Annotated in this window: 15 protein-coding genes and 2 pseudogenes; 6 read left to right on the top strand and 11 right to left on the bottom strand. The window is 67.7% G+C overall.

Annotated elements, in window-relative coordinates; translation table 11 throughout:
• Window positions 1-129: 129 nt before the first annotated feature.
• Window positions 130-444 (top strand): annotated as a pseudogene (locus ACVCAG_RS01580) (transposase family protein); the annotation flags it as partial.
• A 385-nt stretch (window positions 445-829) separates the two neighbouring features.
• Window positions 830-1,441 (top strand): ISAs1 family transposase, encoded by a 612-nt coding sequence (locus tag ACVCAG_RS01575; RefSeq protein ID WP_447189428.1) that lies wholly within the window; start codon window positions 830-832, stop codon window positions 1,439-1,441.
• A gap of 127 nt (window positions 1,442-1,568) precedes the next feature.
• Here the strand turns inward: ACVCAG_RS01575 and ACVCAG_RS01570 are convergent, their stop codons facing one another.
• Both ACVCAG_RS01570 and ACVCAG_RS01565 read right to left on the bottom strand, forming a co-directional pair.
• Complete coding sequence (locus ACVCAG_RS01570) at window positions 1,569-1,793, bottom strand: DUF397 domain-containing protein (protein ID WP_440082083.1); 225 nt, start codon at window positions 1,791-1,793, stop codon at window positions 1,569-1,571.
• Window positions 1,775-2,602 carry a helix-turn-helix domain-containing protein gene (locus ACVCAG_RS01565; protein ID WP_447189357.1) on the bottom strand — a complete coding sequence of 276 codons (828 nt, stop codon included), beginning with the start codon at window positions 2,600-2,602 and terminating at the stop codon, window positions 1,775-1,777. Before ACVCAG_RS01565 ends, ACVCAG_RS01570 begins: the two co-directional genes overlap by 19 nt.
• A gap of 252 nt (window positions 2,603-2,854) precedes the next feature.
• Between ACVCAG_RS01565 and ACVCAG_RS01560 the strand changes: the two genes are divergently transcribed.
• Together ACVCAG_RS01560 and ACVCAG_RS01555 are read left to right on the top strand one after the other, a co-directional pair.
• The gene (locus ACVCAG_RS01560; protein ID WP_440082085.1) at window positions 2,855-3,289 is read left to right on the top strand and encodes an ATP-binding protein; all 435 of its coding nucleotides are present in this window, start codon (window positions 2,855-2,857) and stop codon (window positions 3,287-3,289) included.
• Complete coding sequence (locus tag ACVCAG_RS01555; protein WP_440082086.1) at window positions 3,286-3,519, top strand: hypothetical protein; 234 nt, start codon at window positions 3,286-3,288, stop codon at window positions 3,517-3,519. The genes ACVCAG_RS01560 and ACVCAG_RS01555 overlap by 4 nt, the downstream gene beginning before the upstream one ends.
• Before the next feature lie 265 nt (window positions 3,520-3,784).
• Here the strand turns inward: ACVCAG_RS01555 and ACVCAG_RS01550 are convergent, their stop codons facing one another.
• Entirely contained in the window at window positions 3,785-4,588 is an 804-nt protein-coding gene (locus ACVCAG_RS01550) for a hypothetical protein (RefSeq protein ID WP_447189356.1), read from the bottom strand.
• Between the two features lie 81 nt (window positions 4,589-4,669).
• Here ACVCAG_RS01550 and ACVCAG_RS01545 point away from each other — a divergent pair, with 81 nt between their 5' ends.
• Window positions 4,670-5,458, top strand: a complete 789-nt coding sequence (locus tag ACVCAG_RS01545; RefSeq protein WP_447189355.1) for a class I SAM-dependent methyltransferase — start codon at window positions 4,670-4,672, stop codon at window positions 5,456-5,458.
• Between the two features lie 38 nt (window positions 5,459-5,496).
• Here the strand turns inward: ACVCAG_RS01545 and ACVCAG_RS01540 are convergent, their stop codons facing one another.
• Window positions 5,497-6,315 (bottom strand): DUF4259 domain-containing protein, encoded by an 819-nt coding sequence (locus ACVCAG_RS01540; RefSeq protein WP_447189354.1) that lies wholly within the window; start codon window positions 6,313-6,315, stop codon window positions 5,497-5,499.
• 47 nt (window positions 6,316-6,362) lie between these two features.
• Window positions 6,363-8,015, bottom strand: coding sequence for a hypothetical protein (locus tag ACVCAG_RS01535; RefSeq protein ID WP_447189353.1), 1,653 nt, complete (start codon window positions 8,013-8,015; stop codon window positions 6,363-6,365).
• A gap of 448 nt (window positions 8,016-8,463) precedes the next feature.
• Between ACVCAG_RS01535 and ACVCAG_RS01530 the strand changes: the two genes are divergently transcribed.
• On the top strand, window positions 8,464-8,637 hold the full coding sequence (locus ACVCAG_RS01530) for a hypothetical protein (RefSeq protein ID WP_440082091.1): 174 nt from the start codon (window positions 8,464-8,466) through the stop codon (window positions 8,635-8,637).
• Window positions 8,638-8,897: 260 nt separating this feature from the next.
• Here ACVCAG_RS01530 and ACVCAG_RS01525 read toward each other — a convergent pair whose 3' ends face one another.
• The 6 genes and pseudogenes from ACVCAG_RS01525 to ACVCAG_RS01500 all read right to left on the bottom strand — a co-directional run.
• Window positions 8,898-9,440 carry a dihydrofolate reductase family protein gene (locus ACVCAG_RS01525; protein ID WP_447189352.1) on the bottom strand — a complete coding sequence of 181 codons (543 nt, stop codon included), beginning with the start codon at window positions 9,438-9,440 and terminating at the stop codon, window positions 8,898-8,900.
• Window positions 9,441-9,503: 63 nt separating this feature from the next.
• Complete coding sequence (locus ACVCAG_RS01520; RefSeq protein ID WP_447189351.1) at window positions 9,504-10,583, bottom strand: sigma-70 family RNA polymerase sigma factor; 1,080 nt, start codon at window positions 10,581-10,583, stop codon at window positions 9,504-9,506.
• Between the two features lie 131 nt (window positions 10,584-10,714).
• Window positions 10,715-11,485 (bottom strand): sporulation protein, encoded by a 771-nt coding sequence (locus tag ACVCAG_RS01515; protein ID WP_440082094.1) that lies wholly within the window; start codon window positions 11,483-11,485, stop codon window positions 10,715-10,717.
• Between the two features lie 43 nt (window positions 11,486-11,528).
• Entirely contained in the window at window positions 11,529-12,791 is a 1,263-nt protein-coding gene (locus tag ACVCAG_RS01510) for an SPFH domain-containing protein (protein WP_440082095.1), read from the bottom strand.
• Window positions 12,788-13,417, bottom strand: a complete 630-nt coding sequence (locus tag ACVCAG_RS01505; RefSeq protein WP_447189435.1) for a hypothetical protein — start codon at window positions 13,415-13,417, stop codon at window positions 12,788-12,790. Before ACVCAG_RS01505 ends, ACVCAG_RS01510 begins: the two co-directional genes overlap by 4 nt.
• A 73-nt stretch (window positions 13,418-13,490) precedes the next feature.
• Window positions 13,491-13,895: pseudogene (locus ACVCAG_RS01500) on the bottom strand (SPFH domain-containing protein); the annotation flags it as partial.
• Between the last annotated feature and the right edge of the window lie 534 nt (window positions 13,896-14,429).

Raw genomic sequence — 14,429 nt, 5'->3', positions numbered from 1 at the left:
CGGGTTCGTTCCGTAGCGGTCCATCGGCATCAGCAGGGCAGGTAAGGAAACACCAAGCCCACAACGACCAAAAGGCGCGGTTCCCGAAGATCAGAGGTGTCTAAAGCCGCCTGATCGAACGAGGAAACCGTGCCTATCGCGCCATCATCGCTGATCAACGCTGTCGGCCGCGAGCAGATCGGGCAAACGAACACCGATTCTTCCGCCCGGTTGGACCTCATCAACCGGTTCGCCCTGATTTCCGACCCGCGCTCAACGCGAGGACAGCGCCACTCACCGGCCTCGATCCTGGCGATCGTGGCATGCGCCACCGTAGCGGTAGGCGGCGACTGCCTGACCGCGATCGAACAGTGGGCCGACAACGCCCCCCAGCAGATCCTGGCCGACCTGCACATCTGGCGCGACCCGTTCACCGGCCTGCACCGGCCGCCCAGCGAACGCACCATCCGCCGCGTCCTGGCCGCCTTGGACGGCGACGAACTCGACGCCTGCCTGACAACCTTCCTCAACCGGCCACCCGTGTTGCCCACCGCCGAAACACACGACCGCCTCCCGGCACCGGCGAGCCGGCGAACCGAGCGCGAAGCCCGCCGCGCCGCCCACCGATCTCCCACCCCGACACCGGGCCTGCTGCGGGCCTACGCCGTCGACGGCAAACGCCTCAAAGGCGCCCGCCACCCCGACGGCGGCCGCGTTCACCTGATCAGCCTGGCCGCCCACCTCGACGCCACCGTCCACGCCCAACGCCAGATCCCGGCCAAAAGCAGCGAGATCGGCGCCCTGGACGCACTGCTGCGCCAAGCCGGCGGCACCGACCTGGCCGGCGGTCATCACCGCCGACGCCCTGCACACCCAGCGCGCCTCGGCACGACTGCTGATCGAGGAGCATCACGCGCACTACGTCATGATCCTCAAAGCCAACCAGCCCACCCTGCACGCCGCCGCCATCACCGCGCTGACCGGCACCGACACCAACTTCGCCGCCGCCACCCACCGTGAGACCGACCGCGGGCACGGCCGCACCGAGCACCGCATCCTTCGCACAGCCTCGGCCAACGACATCGACTTCCCCCATGCCGCTCAGGTCTTCCGTGTCCTGCGCCACCGCGGCGGCCTGGACGGCATACGCCACAGCAAGGAGGTCTGCTACGGCATCACCGACCTGACCGCGCGACAAGCTGGACCGGCCCACCTCGCCGCCTACGTTCGCGGCCACTGGAAAGCCACCGAAAACGGCGTTCATCACGTCCGCGACGTCACCTTCGCCGAGGACGCCTGCCAAGCACGGACCGCCACCTTGCCCCGCGCCCTGGCCGCTTTCCGCAACCTCACCACCGGCGCCCTACGCCGAGCGGGCCATGTCAACATCGCCTACGCCCGCCGCGAGCACGGCTACGACCACCAGCGCGTCCTCGACCTGTTCAACCTCGGACCGAAGTGATCACACCGACCAAATCACAAACTTGCCGGGGCCCTGGACCGCTGGACAGTGAGGTCTACGATTTCCAGCCACGAACGAGGCTCAGTCCGAGTATTCCGAACCGAGGTTCCAAGAGTGATCTTTCTGGTCAGTAGAAATGACCCGATTTCACGGCGATGAGGAAAGCACCCCATTCATCTGGGGTGAAGACAAGGGCCGGGCCGGTGGGGTTTTTGCTGTCGCGGACGGCGACGGCTCCGGGGAGGTTTCCGGCGACCTCGACGCAGTTTCCGCCGCTGTCGCCGCTGAGGGAGCTCTTCTTCCAGGCGGCTCCGGAGAGGTCAAGGCCGGTGGTCACATCTGCTGCTTCCATTGGTCCCTCGCTTCTTTGATCATTTCTAGCGACTGCCCGGGACGGTGCGCCTCTGCGCGGATCCTGTCATATCTATCCCAGATGAACGCCGCCAAATCGTGTTCCGCTGACACTTCGCCTGCTCCGGATGACTCTATGGAGACGGTGGTGGGGGCGTCCGATAGCTCGGCAAGCACGAACCCGGACATCAGGCCCGACGTGCAGGGGGTGTCATAGGGAACGAGTTGCACCTTCACGTTCTGCCGACTGGCAACCGCCGCGAGGTGGTCGAGTTGTTCGTACATGACCTCCGGGCCCCCGATGGGGCGGCGAAGCACCCATTCGTCTATGAGGGCCCACAGTACGAGCGGGCTGTCCTTCGTAAGGATCAGTTGGCGCCGCATGCGAGCGCTTACCTGCTCCTCGATCTCTTGCTCCGAAGTGGCCAGACCGCCACGGAAGACGGCTCGCGCGTAGTTCTCCGTCTGGAGCAGGCCGGAGACCAAGAGCGGGTCCCAGCTTCTCAGCACGCGGGCCCGGGGCTCGATCTCGTCGGACCATCTGAGGAACCAGGCCGGCCCGGTGGGGGCGGTGATGTTCCGGCAGAGGTGGGTGAAGAGGTCGTCCGTCTTGAAGAACCTGTCGCAGTCGGCCGCCAGCTTGGTGCCGGGCCTCCGGTTGCCGGTCTCGATGTGCCCGATGAACGACGACGAGACGCCCAGGTGATCACCCAGCCGTGCCTGCGACAGACCCGCCTCCCTGCGGACCCGCCCCAGCTCGCGGCCGAAGCGCTGAGCCGGTGTCAGGCGTGGGTCGAGATCGTTTCCCATGTTCGCCTCTCAATCGTCGCGATGACGTCGGCCGTCGAATGAACGACAAACGCCTACAGCCTGTGTGGCTTTTTGTCGTCAATTCGTCGGCCGATCTGTTCTGCAACGGCAGCATAACTGTGTGCACTCTATAGGCCAAGACTTTATCCGGGCGATGCAAGGGCACTAAATGGACAATTCGCCTGGTTAATGGAGCCATTGGGGCAGGCGAATTGTCGACGTCTGCGACCTCACAGGAATGGCGGTGATCCGATGGGTGCCGAAACGGTTCCCGTGCTCGGTCTGCTGGGCCGGGTGGATCTGTGCGGGGTGGCCGAGTCGGTTTCCACGGCCCGGCGATACGTGCGAAGCGCGTTGGAAGACTCGGGTCAGCCGGATACGTACGACGCCGAGCTTCTGGTCAGCGAGCTGGTCTCGAACGCGGTCAGGTACTCGGAGTCGGGACGCGCCGGAGGCCGGGTGACGGTCGTGGTGGCGAACCTCGGCGACGTCATCCGGGTAGCGGTGATCGACGAGGGGTCCTCCACCTGCGTGCCCAGACTCCCGGCCGAGCCGGACGAGCCCGACGAGGAGGCCGAGGGCGGTCGTGGGCTCCGGCTGGTCAGTGAGATGGCTCTGTCTTGGGGCTGGTACGAGGGTGCGGCAGGGCGCAGGCGCGCCGTCTGGTTCCAGTTGGCCCGGCGATGACCGGCGTACCGGGCGACGCGAAACCCGGGACGATAGCCATCCTCATCGCCCGGTACGGCAGGCACTGGCTCATCTCCGAGGCGGCCGGGGGCGGCTATTACGCCGTACGCCGCCAAAGCCTCTCCGAGGAGGTTCTCGACGGGAGGAACCTGTCCAACGTGATGTGTGCCGTCACCCTCGGGGAGATGGCGCGCCGCCTGGCGGCCGAGAATGAGCGTGAGGGACAATGATCCGGGAAGCGGAGAGGAAAGGCTATTTTTTGAATTCGGTCGCGGTTCTTCGTGACGGATGGCGCGGCAGGCGAGCCGAATTGTGATCCTCGGCCGTTCGAATGCCCGCTGAATCTTCTGAATGCGCCGATGTTCGCCTGACGGATCCAAGCCGTTTCCCGGAAAGTCCAAACCCTGAAATTTCAGGTTTTGACCGGCTTGGGCCCCAGTAAGCGGGAACCAGGCCGGTGGACGGGGCGGCGGGGCGGGGGAGTCCGGGAGCGGGTTACGAGACCTTGGAGGAGGGAGCCACCCAGGTCTTGCAGGAGCGAGGGTCTGAGGTGGAGTAGCCCCGCTTGGTCCAGTAGACGAGGTTGGCGCTCTTGCCGAAGTAACGGAACTCGCCCTTGGCGTCGGCCTCGGCCTTGGCCAGGTCCAGCAGGCGCCCGGCGTTCTTGGCGGGGTAGCCGAGGGCGGACCACAGGCTCTTCGCGGTCATCCCGCCCAGGCACTTCGCCTGCAGGTTGAAACGGCGCAGCTGCTCCAGGATCTCGTCGCTGTCGTCGGCGTGCAGGGCGTTGTAGCCCTCGGTGACGTCGACCAGGCTCAGCACGTGCTCGGCGTAGGCGGAGCTCAGCTCCGCGAGGATCGGGACGTCGTCGGATGCTTTGATCCAGTCGGGACGGACGCGTACGGAGAGGTTGGTCCCGAAGCAGTGGACGGCCTCCGACTTGGCGGGGTTCATCTTGGCCCCGAAGCAGTAGCGCTCGTACCCTTTCTCCAGGGGGGTCCCGTGCACCTCCACCCTGGGCGGCACGAACTGGAGGTTGGCCTTCTTCATGTAAGGGCCCCAGGTGTCGTTCATGCAGGTGATGAGCGCGTTGACGTGTTTCTTGACCGAGCTCAGACTTTTGCCCTTGGCGGGTTTCCTCGCGCACCCCGCGGCGGGGAGTTTGCCGGCGGAGTAGAGGGGGTTGCCGGTCAGGAGCGGGGCGTCCTCGACCGGATATGCGAAGGCGGTGGCCGTACCGGGGAAGAGCAGGACGGAGGCGGCGGCCGTCGCCATGATCACGCGGATTTTCATGGTCATGGACATTAGGGCATATGTCTGCTGTTCGTCCGGTCGTCTAATTCGTTTGCCCGTGGACCGGGGGTGAAGACAGGATCGAGCATGGCGATGACACCGGAACTGCTCGCCTACTACGAGCAGGACAAGGAAGACGGCAGGCTCCGCGCGGGACGCGGGCGGCTGGAGTTCTGGCGGACGCAGGACGTGCTGCGCAGGGCGCTGCCTCCGGCTCCGGCCAGGGTGCTGGACGTGGGCGGCGGCACCGGGGTGCACGCGGAGTGGCTGGCCGCCGACGGATACCGGGTCGAGCTCATCGACCTCATGCCGTCGCACGTGGAGCGGGCGGCGCGGCTGCCCGGGGTCACCGCGCGGCAGGGCGACGCCAGGCGACTGCCGCTGCCCGACGAGAGCGTGGACGCGGTGCTGCTCCTCGGCCCGCTCTACCACCTCGCCGACCGCGCCGACCGGGTCCGCGCGCTGGCCGAGGCGGTACGGGTGGTGCGGCCCGGCGGCCTGGTGGCCGCCGCGACCATCAACCGCTACGCGGCCGTGCACGACATGGTCTACCAGGGGCTGTACCTGCGGGAAGAACCGAGGGAGACGGTGAACGCGGCCCTGGTGGACGGGGTCCTGTCCGGCCCGGGTATCGGCTTCAACGCCTACATGCACGACCCCGGCGCCGTCCCGGCCGAGTTCGCCGACGCGGGACTTCCCGACGTCGCCCGCTACGGCCTGGAGGGAGCCTTCTGGCTGTACGGCGACGTCGACGACTGGCTCGACGACCCCGAGCGCCGCGCTCTCATGCTCGACGCCCAGCGTCGCCTGGAATTGGTTCCCTCCCTGCTGGGCGTCAGCGGCCACATGCTCACCCTCGCCCGCAAGGCATCCTGATCCCGACCGGTGAGGGCCGTGCCGCTGAAGACCTGGAGTCACGACGGCAGGGAGGGAAGCGAGGGGACGGGGTCGAGGCCGAGATGGCGGCCCGCGGCGGCCAGAGCCTTGTGGACATCGTCGAAGATCTGCTGGGTGACGGATTCTCCGAGGCCCTCGTAGGAATGGCCGAAGTCGATCCACACCTCGGCCGTGGTGCGGCCACGAGAGATCCGCTCCGTGTACGCGCCTGGCGTGAGCTGCCCGAAAACAGTGAGTTCCTGCAGTTCGGCGGGACGCCACCACGCGAGCCAGGCCGGTGCCTCGTTGACGGCCAGGACGAGGTGTTCCGCCACTTCCGCGTAGGCGGTGTCGTCCGGCAGGCCCCGGTCGTCGGTACTCCAGTACGCCCACAGCCACTGCTTCTTCTGGTGGGAGAAGTCCGGGACGAACGGGACGGGCGGGTCCTGCGGCTCACCGTGGAGAGCCTTACGGTAGGGCTCCAGGTGCTCCAGGAACACCTGCCGATCTCCGGCCCGTACCTCGCCGAGCCAGTTGTCCCGCGAACGCGTGGCCAGGGCGAACGCGGCGACGGCCAGCCGGCGCAGGTCGTCGGAGACGGTGAAGGGAGTGCGGTCCAGCCAGTGATGCGCGGCCTCGTCGGGGGCGATGCCGGAGATCCGGGCGGCGATCAGGCACGCGAACGCCAACGCCTCATCCACGGCTCCCTCTTCGGCGTACTCCTCGTTCTCGCGTACGAACGTGTCAAGCGACTCGGCCATCGTCACGGCGACGTCGTCTTTCCCCTCCAGTTCCGCGATGGCGTCAGAGGCCTCATCACTGTCGAAGGGGCCTTCGAAGAAGGAGGAGTCGTCCACGCCGTAGGTCCTTTCCGGAAGCTTCAATCAGGATGGCGTTGTATGTGTCACCACGTGGAGCGTGTGAATTCTTTTGGAGGAAACCTGGGAAATCGTCGGTAAGGTGAGGAGTCGGTGCTCGTCTGGGTGCTCGTCGGCATGTTCCTGGGCTGATCGCCGGGCGACGCGGTGTCGTTGGCAGCCAGGTGAGAAGTCGTCGCGATGGCGGAGGCGCGGTGCTTGCCGGTTGGAAGCGGCGGGATGGCTTTGGCGTCCTCGGCGGCGAGCCGGGCCCTGAGCATACCCACATCTTGCGAGGTGAAGAGGGTGTCATCGGGGTCAAAGGCATAGGCGCGCCAGTAGAAGCTCTCGATTTGCTGGACCTGAACGGGGTCGAAGGGAGCGTGACGGTCGGAAGTACGGACGTGGCGTGCCTGATGGGCGATCCTCATCGCGACGGGGGCGGCACCGGTGAAGAGCCCGGCGCGGAAAGCCCATTCGGCTGCCTTGATGGGGTAGCCGGCGTTCTCGTAAGCAGTGCTGACGCGGACGAAGATATCTTTGACAATCTTTCCGTACAGTCGATCTCCTGCCCGGAAGGGCTCGAAATCCAAGGTGAGTTTGCTGTCCAGGCGCGCTGCCATGCGCAGGAACTCGCCGCCCTCGTGGACGGACCCGCTGTTGATCAACAGAATCGCCAGTTCGAAGGCGTGCAGAGCGTTGCCGGCTTCGGCTCCCTCGAGCAGTTCGACCCCACGGTATCCAAAGCTTTTCGCCATCCGAGTGGCCGACTCCTGGCCGTTGGGGGTGCGGCTGAGTATGGCGAAAGTGGCCTCCTTCTCCACCGGTTGCGCGGGATCCTCGCCAAAAACGGCCTGCCACAGGCTGAGCTGCCTGGCCTCAACCGACTGCCGGGTAGGAGTGGCGCTCCACGACTCGGAGTAATCGGGCCAGGTGTCGATGTCCTGCCCGGTGTAGGAGGACAGCAGGAGTTCCGCGTAGGGATCCTCAATCGGATAGTCGCAGAGATCAGGAGGGGGCGGATATGTGGGCTCGGTGTAGGACCACGCCAAGAAATCGCTGGGGCTTCCGCCGACGGGTGACTGGGGCGGTGTGGAGTATGCCGATGCGGAGTACTGGGGGTAGCGGGGCTGGATGAGGTCGGCGTAGCTGCTGGCGACAGGTGCGGGGCGAGCCTCGCGGTGGACGGGTGGCGATGAGGGCCGCTGCGGTGCGGGGGGTGACAGTAGCGGGTGTGTCAGAAGCGGGTGCGCTGGGCGCGCCTGACCGGCTGGTGCTGTGCCTGACCACTGAGCCGCGTCGTCAGACGCTGGCGATGGCGAGACCGACGTCTGTCCCGAGTCGGTAGGAGCATTCTCCTGGACGGTGACGGGCATGGCCGCAGCGTTGACGGCCAAGCATGCCAGGTAGCGTTCGCGCCAACTGTCCATGCTGCCCAGCACCGCATCGGGATCCATGCCGTCGTTTTTGAGGGACTCCTTCAGAGCCAGCAGGAAGCTGACGACCTTGTCCCAGCGTGGCGGTCCGACACGACCTTTGCCGGTCAACAGCGCTGACAGCGTGGCCTTGCTCAGCGGCACCTTGTAGTTCTTCGAGATGATCCGCAACTTGTCGTATGACGGATTGACGGCTTTTCTCCGCGCGTCTTGTAGCTCGGCGCGGAACTCCGCCCAGGGAGCTCCGGGGAGAGGACCAGTCATGGAACCGGGCCACCGCCAATCAGAAAGTCATTGCTTATGGAGGCTCAAGATTCTTCCGTACCCGACCGACATGTGAGACGCCCACGCGATCGGTTGAGACAACGGAAGGGAAACGGAACAGCCTGGAACGCTTGCGATCGGAACCTCTCCGGAGTCGGGCGTGGCTGCGGGGACGTTCCGTCTCTGTTCCGCCTCCGTTCCGGACCTGTTCAGCGAAGGTGTTGAGCTGGCGTAGCGCATGTGAAACGAAAACGGGAGCGTGCGGAACGCCACCGTCTGAAGCATCGTCGAGCGCCTCGTTGGTTCCGGTACCGTTCCGGGCTGTCCCGAGATCGGTCCACCACGATCTTTACGGAGCGGGTCATCTTTGGCGTTGGTAGGCATAAGGCAGCAAATTCCACGGCCCCGGCGAATCGTCGTCCGGGGCTCTTTGCGATACGGAGGTTTGATGTCTGTGTCCGAATCGGTGATCCGAGGGATCATCGTCACTACGATCTCTCTGATTCTGGGAGGAGTCGCGGTGGTGCTTGCGCTGCGTTCTGGCAAATCGACGCCCGCCGCACTGCTGATGGGGATGACCATCGCCATTGGCGCGCTGGGCGGGCTGGCCGCGCTGCTGTAGTTGAGCTTCCCCCGACGCAGGTGGAGGGGAGGCCATCGTCCCTTTCGGGAACATGGCCTTCTGCCTGTGGGAGGCGCCGGCCGTTGTCGGCTACGACCGGCGCCTTGAGGTTTTGAACGGTTGACCATCTCAACGCTCTGGGCCAGGACGCGCGGCAGGCGTGACGCCGGTTGGCGCAGGACCCCTGTCAGCCCGGGTTTCGGACACTGACGGGCGGGTGGCCGTCGCCCGTGAGTTCGAGCATGCGAGCCGGAGACGGCTCAGCCGGCGACGCGGAACCGGATGCTCGTCGCGTGCGGCACGTGGTTCAGGGCGATGCGTTCCAGCCTGACGTTGGTCCCGCCCGGGTGGTCGAACAGCCGGACGCCGTCGCCCAGCATGACGGGCGCGACGAACACGAGGATCTCGTCGAGCACACCCGCCTCGAGGCACTGCCGGGCGACGTCGGCGCCGAGGATGTTGACGTACCTGTCACCCGCGGCGGCCTTGGCCGCGGCGACGCCGCTGCCGAGGTCGTCGACGAAGGTGATGCCCGGCATCGGCGTGTCCGGGATCTGGTGGATGAGCACGAACTGCGGCCCGGTCCACGCTCCGCCGAACGGCTTCTCCTCCTTGTCGGTGCCTCGGTGGGGGTCGTCGCCACGGAAGGTGCGATTGCCGATGAGAAGCGCGCCGATCTCGCCGATGAGCTCGTCCACCGCCGGGTCGGGGCCGAGGTGCTCGGTCAGCCAGGACATGTCACCACCCGGACCGGCGATGAAACCGTCCAGTGACATGGTGACCGAATACAGCATCTTGCCCATGGGGTGCCTCCGTCAGGATCAATTGTGGTTGACCCGTTCTGAGACGGCGGATCGCGCGAAAACTCATCGGCCTCCGGGAGACAACGTCGTGGGCAGGGCGAACGCCGCGAACAGGCCGAGATCGTGGAAGGCCGTCATCTCCGCGATCCGGTCGTCCTCGATCCGTAGCACGCCGATCCCGAAGGCGCTGTAGACGGGCTCGCCGAGGCGCCGTACGTAAACTGCCGCGCCCGGCTGCCGGTTGGCCCGGACGGGCAGCATGCGGAACCGGCCCACGTAGTCGGGCGAGGCGGTGTCCCAGCTCGCCGCCAGCGTCGCCACGACCGCGTCGCGGCCCCGGAACCACATGGGCCACGGCGGCATCTCCGCCCGTACGTCCTCGGCCAGCAGGTCGGCGACCGCGGCGAGGTCGGCGCGTTCCATCGCGTCCATGTAGCGCCGCAGCACCGCCCGCTCCCGCTCGGTCGGCTCCGCCGGCGGCGCCCAGTCCAGGCGGCGCTGCGGCAGGTGCTCTTTCATCGTCGCCCTGGCCCGCTGCAACGCGCTGTTCACCGACGCCACGCTGCCCTCCAGCAGCGCCGCGGTCTGCTTGGCGGGCCAGCCGAGCACGTCGCGCAGGATCAGCGCCGCCCGCTGCCGGGCCGGCAGGTGCTGGAGCGCGGCCAGGAACGCCAGCTCGATCGTCTCCCTGGTGACGGCCACGGAATCCGGCTCGGTCTCGCTCGGCGCGACCGGCTCCCACAGCCGGTCGGGGAACGGCTGCAGCCACGCGATGTCCGCAGGGGGCGACAGCGAGGCACTCGGATCCGACGGCCCTGACAGGTGGCGGGGGAGCACCCGGTGCGCCCGCCCGTCGAGGGCGTCGAGGCACGCGTTCGTCGCGATCCGGTACAGCCAGGCCCGGAACGACGAGCGCCCCTCGAAACCGCCGAGGTGCTTCCACGCGCGCAGGAACGTCTCCTGCGTCAGGTCCTCCGCCTCGTCGAACGAGCCCAGCATCCGGTAGCAGTGCACCCGCAGCTCGCCCCGATGACGCTCGACGAGCGCCGCGAACGCGGGCTCGTCGCCCGCCCGCGCGGCGGCCACCACCGCGTCGCCGTCACCCGCGCCCACTCGACCGCCCTTCGCCCGTACTCCGGCCACCGGCCGGTCTTTGTCGGGAACCCTACGACAGACATGACGGAGGCGCGGCCCGGCGCTCCTCACGCGCCGGTGAACAGCGAAACGGGTGTGCCCCGGCGACCAGGGCACACCCGTCACTCACGAGAGGAAGGCTAGAACCAGCCGCGCTTCTGGGCCATGGACTGCAGGCCGCCGCGCAGCGACTGCTCCACCTGGCCCGGGTGGTCGTCGTAGCGGACGGTGAAGCGGCTGTAGGTGTCGTTGCTGGAGCCGAAGCTGCCGCGCTTGTCGGCCTCCAGGATGATGTCCATGGCCTGGGGGCCGGCGATGAAGGTGAGCTCCAGCTCGTTGAAGTGGCGGCGGTACTCGTGGCCCGCGTAGTACTCGATCTCCTGGAAGAACGGCATCCGCGAGCCGTGCAGGGTGCCCCGCTCCAGGTCGGCCTTCTTGAAGCGGAAACCGAGGTTGTCCAGCGCGCCGAGGACGTGGTCCTGGGCGGGCAGCGGGTTGACGAACAGCGGGTCGAGGTCGCCCTTGTCGAGCGCGCCCGCGAGGGCGAGCTCGGTGGAGACGCCGAGCTGCATGCCGCGCAGCGGGTGTCCGCCGATGGCGCTGATCGGGGTCTCCCAGGGGACCTGGATCTCGAAGGGGGCCGACTGCGGGGCGCCCGCGGCGAGGTGGAAGGGGCCGGTGATCTGCTGGCGCAGGAAGCTGTACGTCGACTTGTACTCGTTGTCGCCGCTCTCGACCTCGACGACGGCGGTGAAGTCGATGAAGATGCCCTCCACCTTGTAGTCGGAGCCGCCGCCGCGGAAGTTGACCTGTCCGCGCAGGACCTCGCCGGGCCGCACCTGCGAGTTCTGCAGCACGGTGTCGACCTCGACACCGGCGCCGAACGCGGCCATCAACTTACGGAACACCATCTAGGACTCCCAGGGGTTGGAGATTGTTCTCATCAAGGGCTTGTCAGGGGGCTTGGTGCTGCGGCCTGGCCTGGCCGTTGCCGCCGTTGCCGCCGCCGTTCAGCTGGGGCAGGATCTGGGCCATCAGCAGGGTGGACAGGGCGGAGGTGTCGCCGGAGGCGCCGGAGGTGCGGACGACGACGGGGCGCGGGGCGCTCTCGGCGAGCCTGGCGCCCACGTCGAGCCTGCGGCGGGCCAGCTCGTACTGGAGCACCGCGCGGTTGTCGCGGTAGGAGTCGGCCAGCCTGCGCAGCCCCTTCGCCTCGTTCTCGGCGGAGGTGAGCTCGGCCCGGCCCTTCGCCTCGATCTCCCAGCGCACCCGCTGCGCCTCGGTCTCGTGCTCCTCCAGCATGCGGGCGACGTCCTTACGGGCGGTGTTGGCGGCGGCTCTCACCTCGACGATACGCGCGTCGCGCGTCTTTTTGGAACGTTCGATCTCCATCAGCAGGGTGTCGATCCTGCGCTTGCGGGTGAGCTCCCACTCGCGCTCGAAGGCCGACAGCTCCTTGGCGACCTTCTCGCGGGTGGCCAGATGCTGCTGGTACTGGTCGGGCAGCTGCACGTCGGGGATATTGGCGCCGGTGATGCGCACGCCGTACCGGCCGAGCTGGCGGGTGAGGAGCTCCTGCATGTCGCCGACGTCGGACCCGCGCAGGTCGTAGGCGCGCTCGGTGTTCACCAGGCGGCTGCGCTGGCGGATGGCGTCCTGTACGGCACTGCTGAGCACCAGGTCGAAGTTACCGGCGCCGATCGTACGGACGAAGGCCACCGGGTCGACGATGCGGAACTTCAGGAAGAACTCGATCGACTTGAGCGGGACGTTCTCCGCCGTCGGGCAGGCCACGATCGGCGCGGAGTAGGGGATCTCGGTGGAGGTGTCGACCACCGCGTCCACCCGGTCCCACGGCAGCCACAGGTAGTGGCGCCCCGGGGGCAGCGTGCCGACGATGGCGCCCCACCGGCTGCGCACGCCCGTGGTGCCCTCCTCGATCTCGATGATCGCCCGGCGCCACAGCCACACCAGCGCCGCGACCAGGGAGAACAACGCTCCGACCGCGGACAGGAAGGACAGCGCCCCACCGGCGAACACCGCCGTGCCGGCCAGGTAGAGGGCGAGGAAGAGCAGTGCCACCCAGGCGAAGCCGCGACGGTCCTTGGGGATCACCACCGGGACCAGCTGGCCCGACTCGCCGCCGCGCAGCAGCTGGCGGATCTCCGACCAGGAGGCCAGGGATTCCTTGATCTTGGAGAACTCTCTGCCGCTCATCGGACCTCTTCCTGGACTTCCTGGGCGACCTGGCCCGCGACGGGGGAGGGGACGGGGACGACGGTGTCGGCGGGGGTGTTGAGCAGAGCGCTGATCTCCGCCCCGCGCTCCTCGACGCGGCCGCCGATCTCGCTCATCCGCGCCCTGATCGCGGCCATGTCCGCCTGGGAGAACAGCTGGGCCTCGGGGTTGCCGACCAGCTGCCTGGCCAGGGCGAGCAGGTCGATGTCGACGGCGTCGCCGACCTGCACCAGGCGCGGCAGGTGAGAGGCGACGGACTCCAGCTTGTCGAGCAGGTCCTGCTGGAAGCGGTAGTCGAGGATCTCCGGCGCCTCGGCGGCGCTCAGCGAGCGGATGTCCAGCGCCTGCGCCTCCAGCAACGCCGCGTTGGCCTTGGCGGTGGACTCCGCCTCCACCAGCCGCTGACCGCCCTGGGCCTTGGCCTGGTGGGAGGCGCGCTCCAGCGCGGTGTCGATCCTGGCCTGGTGCCCGGCGATCTCGGCGTGGATGGCCGACAGCTGCTCCTGCAGCCCGGCCAGCTCCTTGATCAGGTCGCCCTCGTTCTGCTCCTTGCGCAGCTGGAGCTCGTACTCGTAGGTGTACGCCTCCTTGGCGACCCTGATCATCTCGGGGGGCGGCCAGGTCCATCCGGTACTCCTGGCTGGACGGCTCGGCGTGCGTGATGTTGACGTCGGTGAGCCGTACGGCGGGCAGGAACTGCTGGTTGAGGTTGTCCAGCATGCCCATGGTGCTCTCGCCGACCAGGTCGTAGATCTCCTCGGCGCGCTGGGCGTAGATGAGGGAGCGGGTGACCTCGCTGATGGCGTTCTGCAGCTTGGCCTGGAAGCCGCTCACCGAGCCGAGCACGAAGATGAACTCGGCCGGGTCCTCGATCCGGAACTGCAGGAACAGGTCGACGCTGGCCTTGACGCCCTGCTGGGTGGGGGCCTCGCGGATGGGCGCGTTGAAGGGGTACTCGCGGGTGGTGTTGACGATGTAGCTGACCCGCTTCCACGGGTTGAACAGCGTCACCCGGCCGGGCTCGGCGATCTGCACGAGCTTGCCGAACTTCGTGATCAGGGCCTTGCAGCCCTCGGGCACCATGACCACGCTCCTGCGCCACCACAGGAACGCCGCGGCCAGCACGAGCACGGCCCAGTAGTGCGGGCCGAACAGCACCCGGGCCCCCTCGGGCAGGCCGGTGGCGACGAGCCCGACCAGGCCGAGCCCGGCCAGCACGACCAGCGGGACGACCACCCTGGCGGTGGTGCCCTTGGGGATCACCACGGGGGAGATGACGTGGACCGGCTCGCCGTTCGGGCCGTTGCCGCTGAAACTCCGGTTGACGATCTCCCCGGCCTCGTTGAGCGGGGCGCTGCGGGCCTCGATCACCGTGCCCAGGGACGAGCCCTGGTCGCGGGCGGCCATGAAGTCGGAGGGGTTGAGCGCGAAGCCTTTCTCGCCGGCGGAACCGCCTGAGCCGCCGGAGCCGGTGTTCCCGGCCACCTGGCCCATGAACTGCTCGGCCACCTGCCCGGCGTACTGTCCCGCCGACTGGCCGGCGTACTGCCCCACGGCCTGCCCGACGACCTGGCGCACGTCGCCGCCCTGTCCTATGGCCTGGGCTGCGGCCCTCGC

It is taken from the genome of Streptosporangium sp. G12, from assembly GCF_052983175.1.
Note: the sequence above shows the minus strand (reverse complement) of the source record. Positions and strands in the feature narration are given on the sequence as shown.

Bases quoted from the DNA above. Each gene is read 5' to 3' on its own strand.
- ACVCAG_RS01565 (WP_447189357.1), bottom strand. From the start codon at position 2,602: ATGGGAAACGATCTCGACCCACGCCTGACACCGGCTCAGCGCTTCGGC.
- ACVCAG_RS01525 (WP_447189352.1), bottom strand. From the start codon at position 9,440: ATGGGCAAGATGCTGTATTCGGTCACCATGTCACTGGACGGTTTCATC.
- ACVCAG_RS01550 (WP_447189356.1), bottom strand. From the start codon at position 4,588: ATGACCATGAAAATCCGCGTGATCATGGCGACGGCCGCCGCCTCCGTC.
- ACVCAG_RS01545 (WP_447189355.1), top strand. From the start codon at position 4,670: ATGGCGATGACACCGGAACTGCTCGCCTACTACGAGCAGGACAAGGAA.
- ACVCAG_RS01570 (WP_440082083.1), bottom strand. From the start codon at position 1,793: ATGGAAGCAGCAGATGTGACCACCGGCCTTGACCTCTCCGGAGCCGCC.
- ACVCAG_RS01505 (WP_447189435.1), bottom strand. From the start codon at position 13,417: ATGATCAGGGTCGCCAAGGAGGCGTACACCTACGAGTACGAGCTCCAG.
- ACVCAG_RS01515 (WP_440082094.1), bottom strand. From the start codon at position 11,485: ATGGTGTTCCGTAAGTTGATGGCCGCGTTCGGCGCCGGTGTCGAGGTC.
- ACVCAG_RS01535 (WP_447189353.1), bottom strand. From the start codon at position 8,015: ATGACTGGTCCTCTCCCCGGAGCTCCCTGGGCGGAGTTCCGCGCCGAG.
- ACVCAG_RS01510 (WP_440082095.1), bottom strand. From the start codon at position 12,791: ATGAGCGGCAGAGAGTTCTCCAAGATCAAGGAATCCCTGGCCTCCTGG.
- ACVCAG_RS01530 (WP_440082091.1), top strand. From the start codon at position 8,464: ATGTCTGTGTCCGAATCGGTGATCCGAGGGATCATCGTCACTACGATC.
- ACVCAG_RS01555 (WP_440082086.1), top strand. From the start codon at position 3,286: ATGACCGGCGTACCGGGCGACGCGAAACCCGGGACGATAGCCATCCTC.
- ACVCAG_RS01560 (WP_440082085.1), top strand. From the start codon at position 2,855: ATGGGTGCCGAAACGGTTCCCGTGCTCGGTCTGCTGGGCCGGGTGGAT.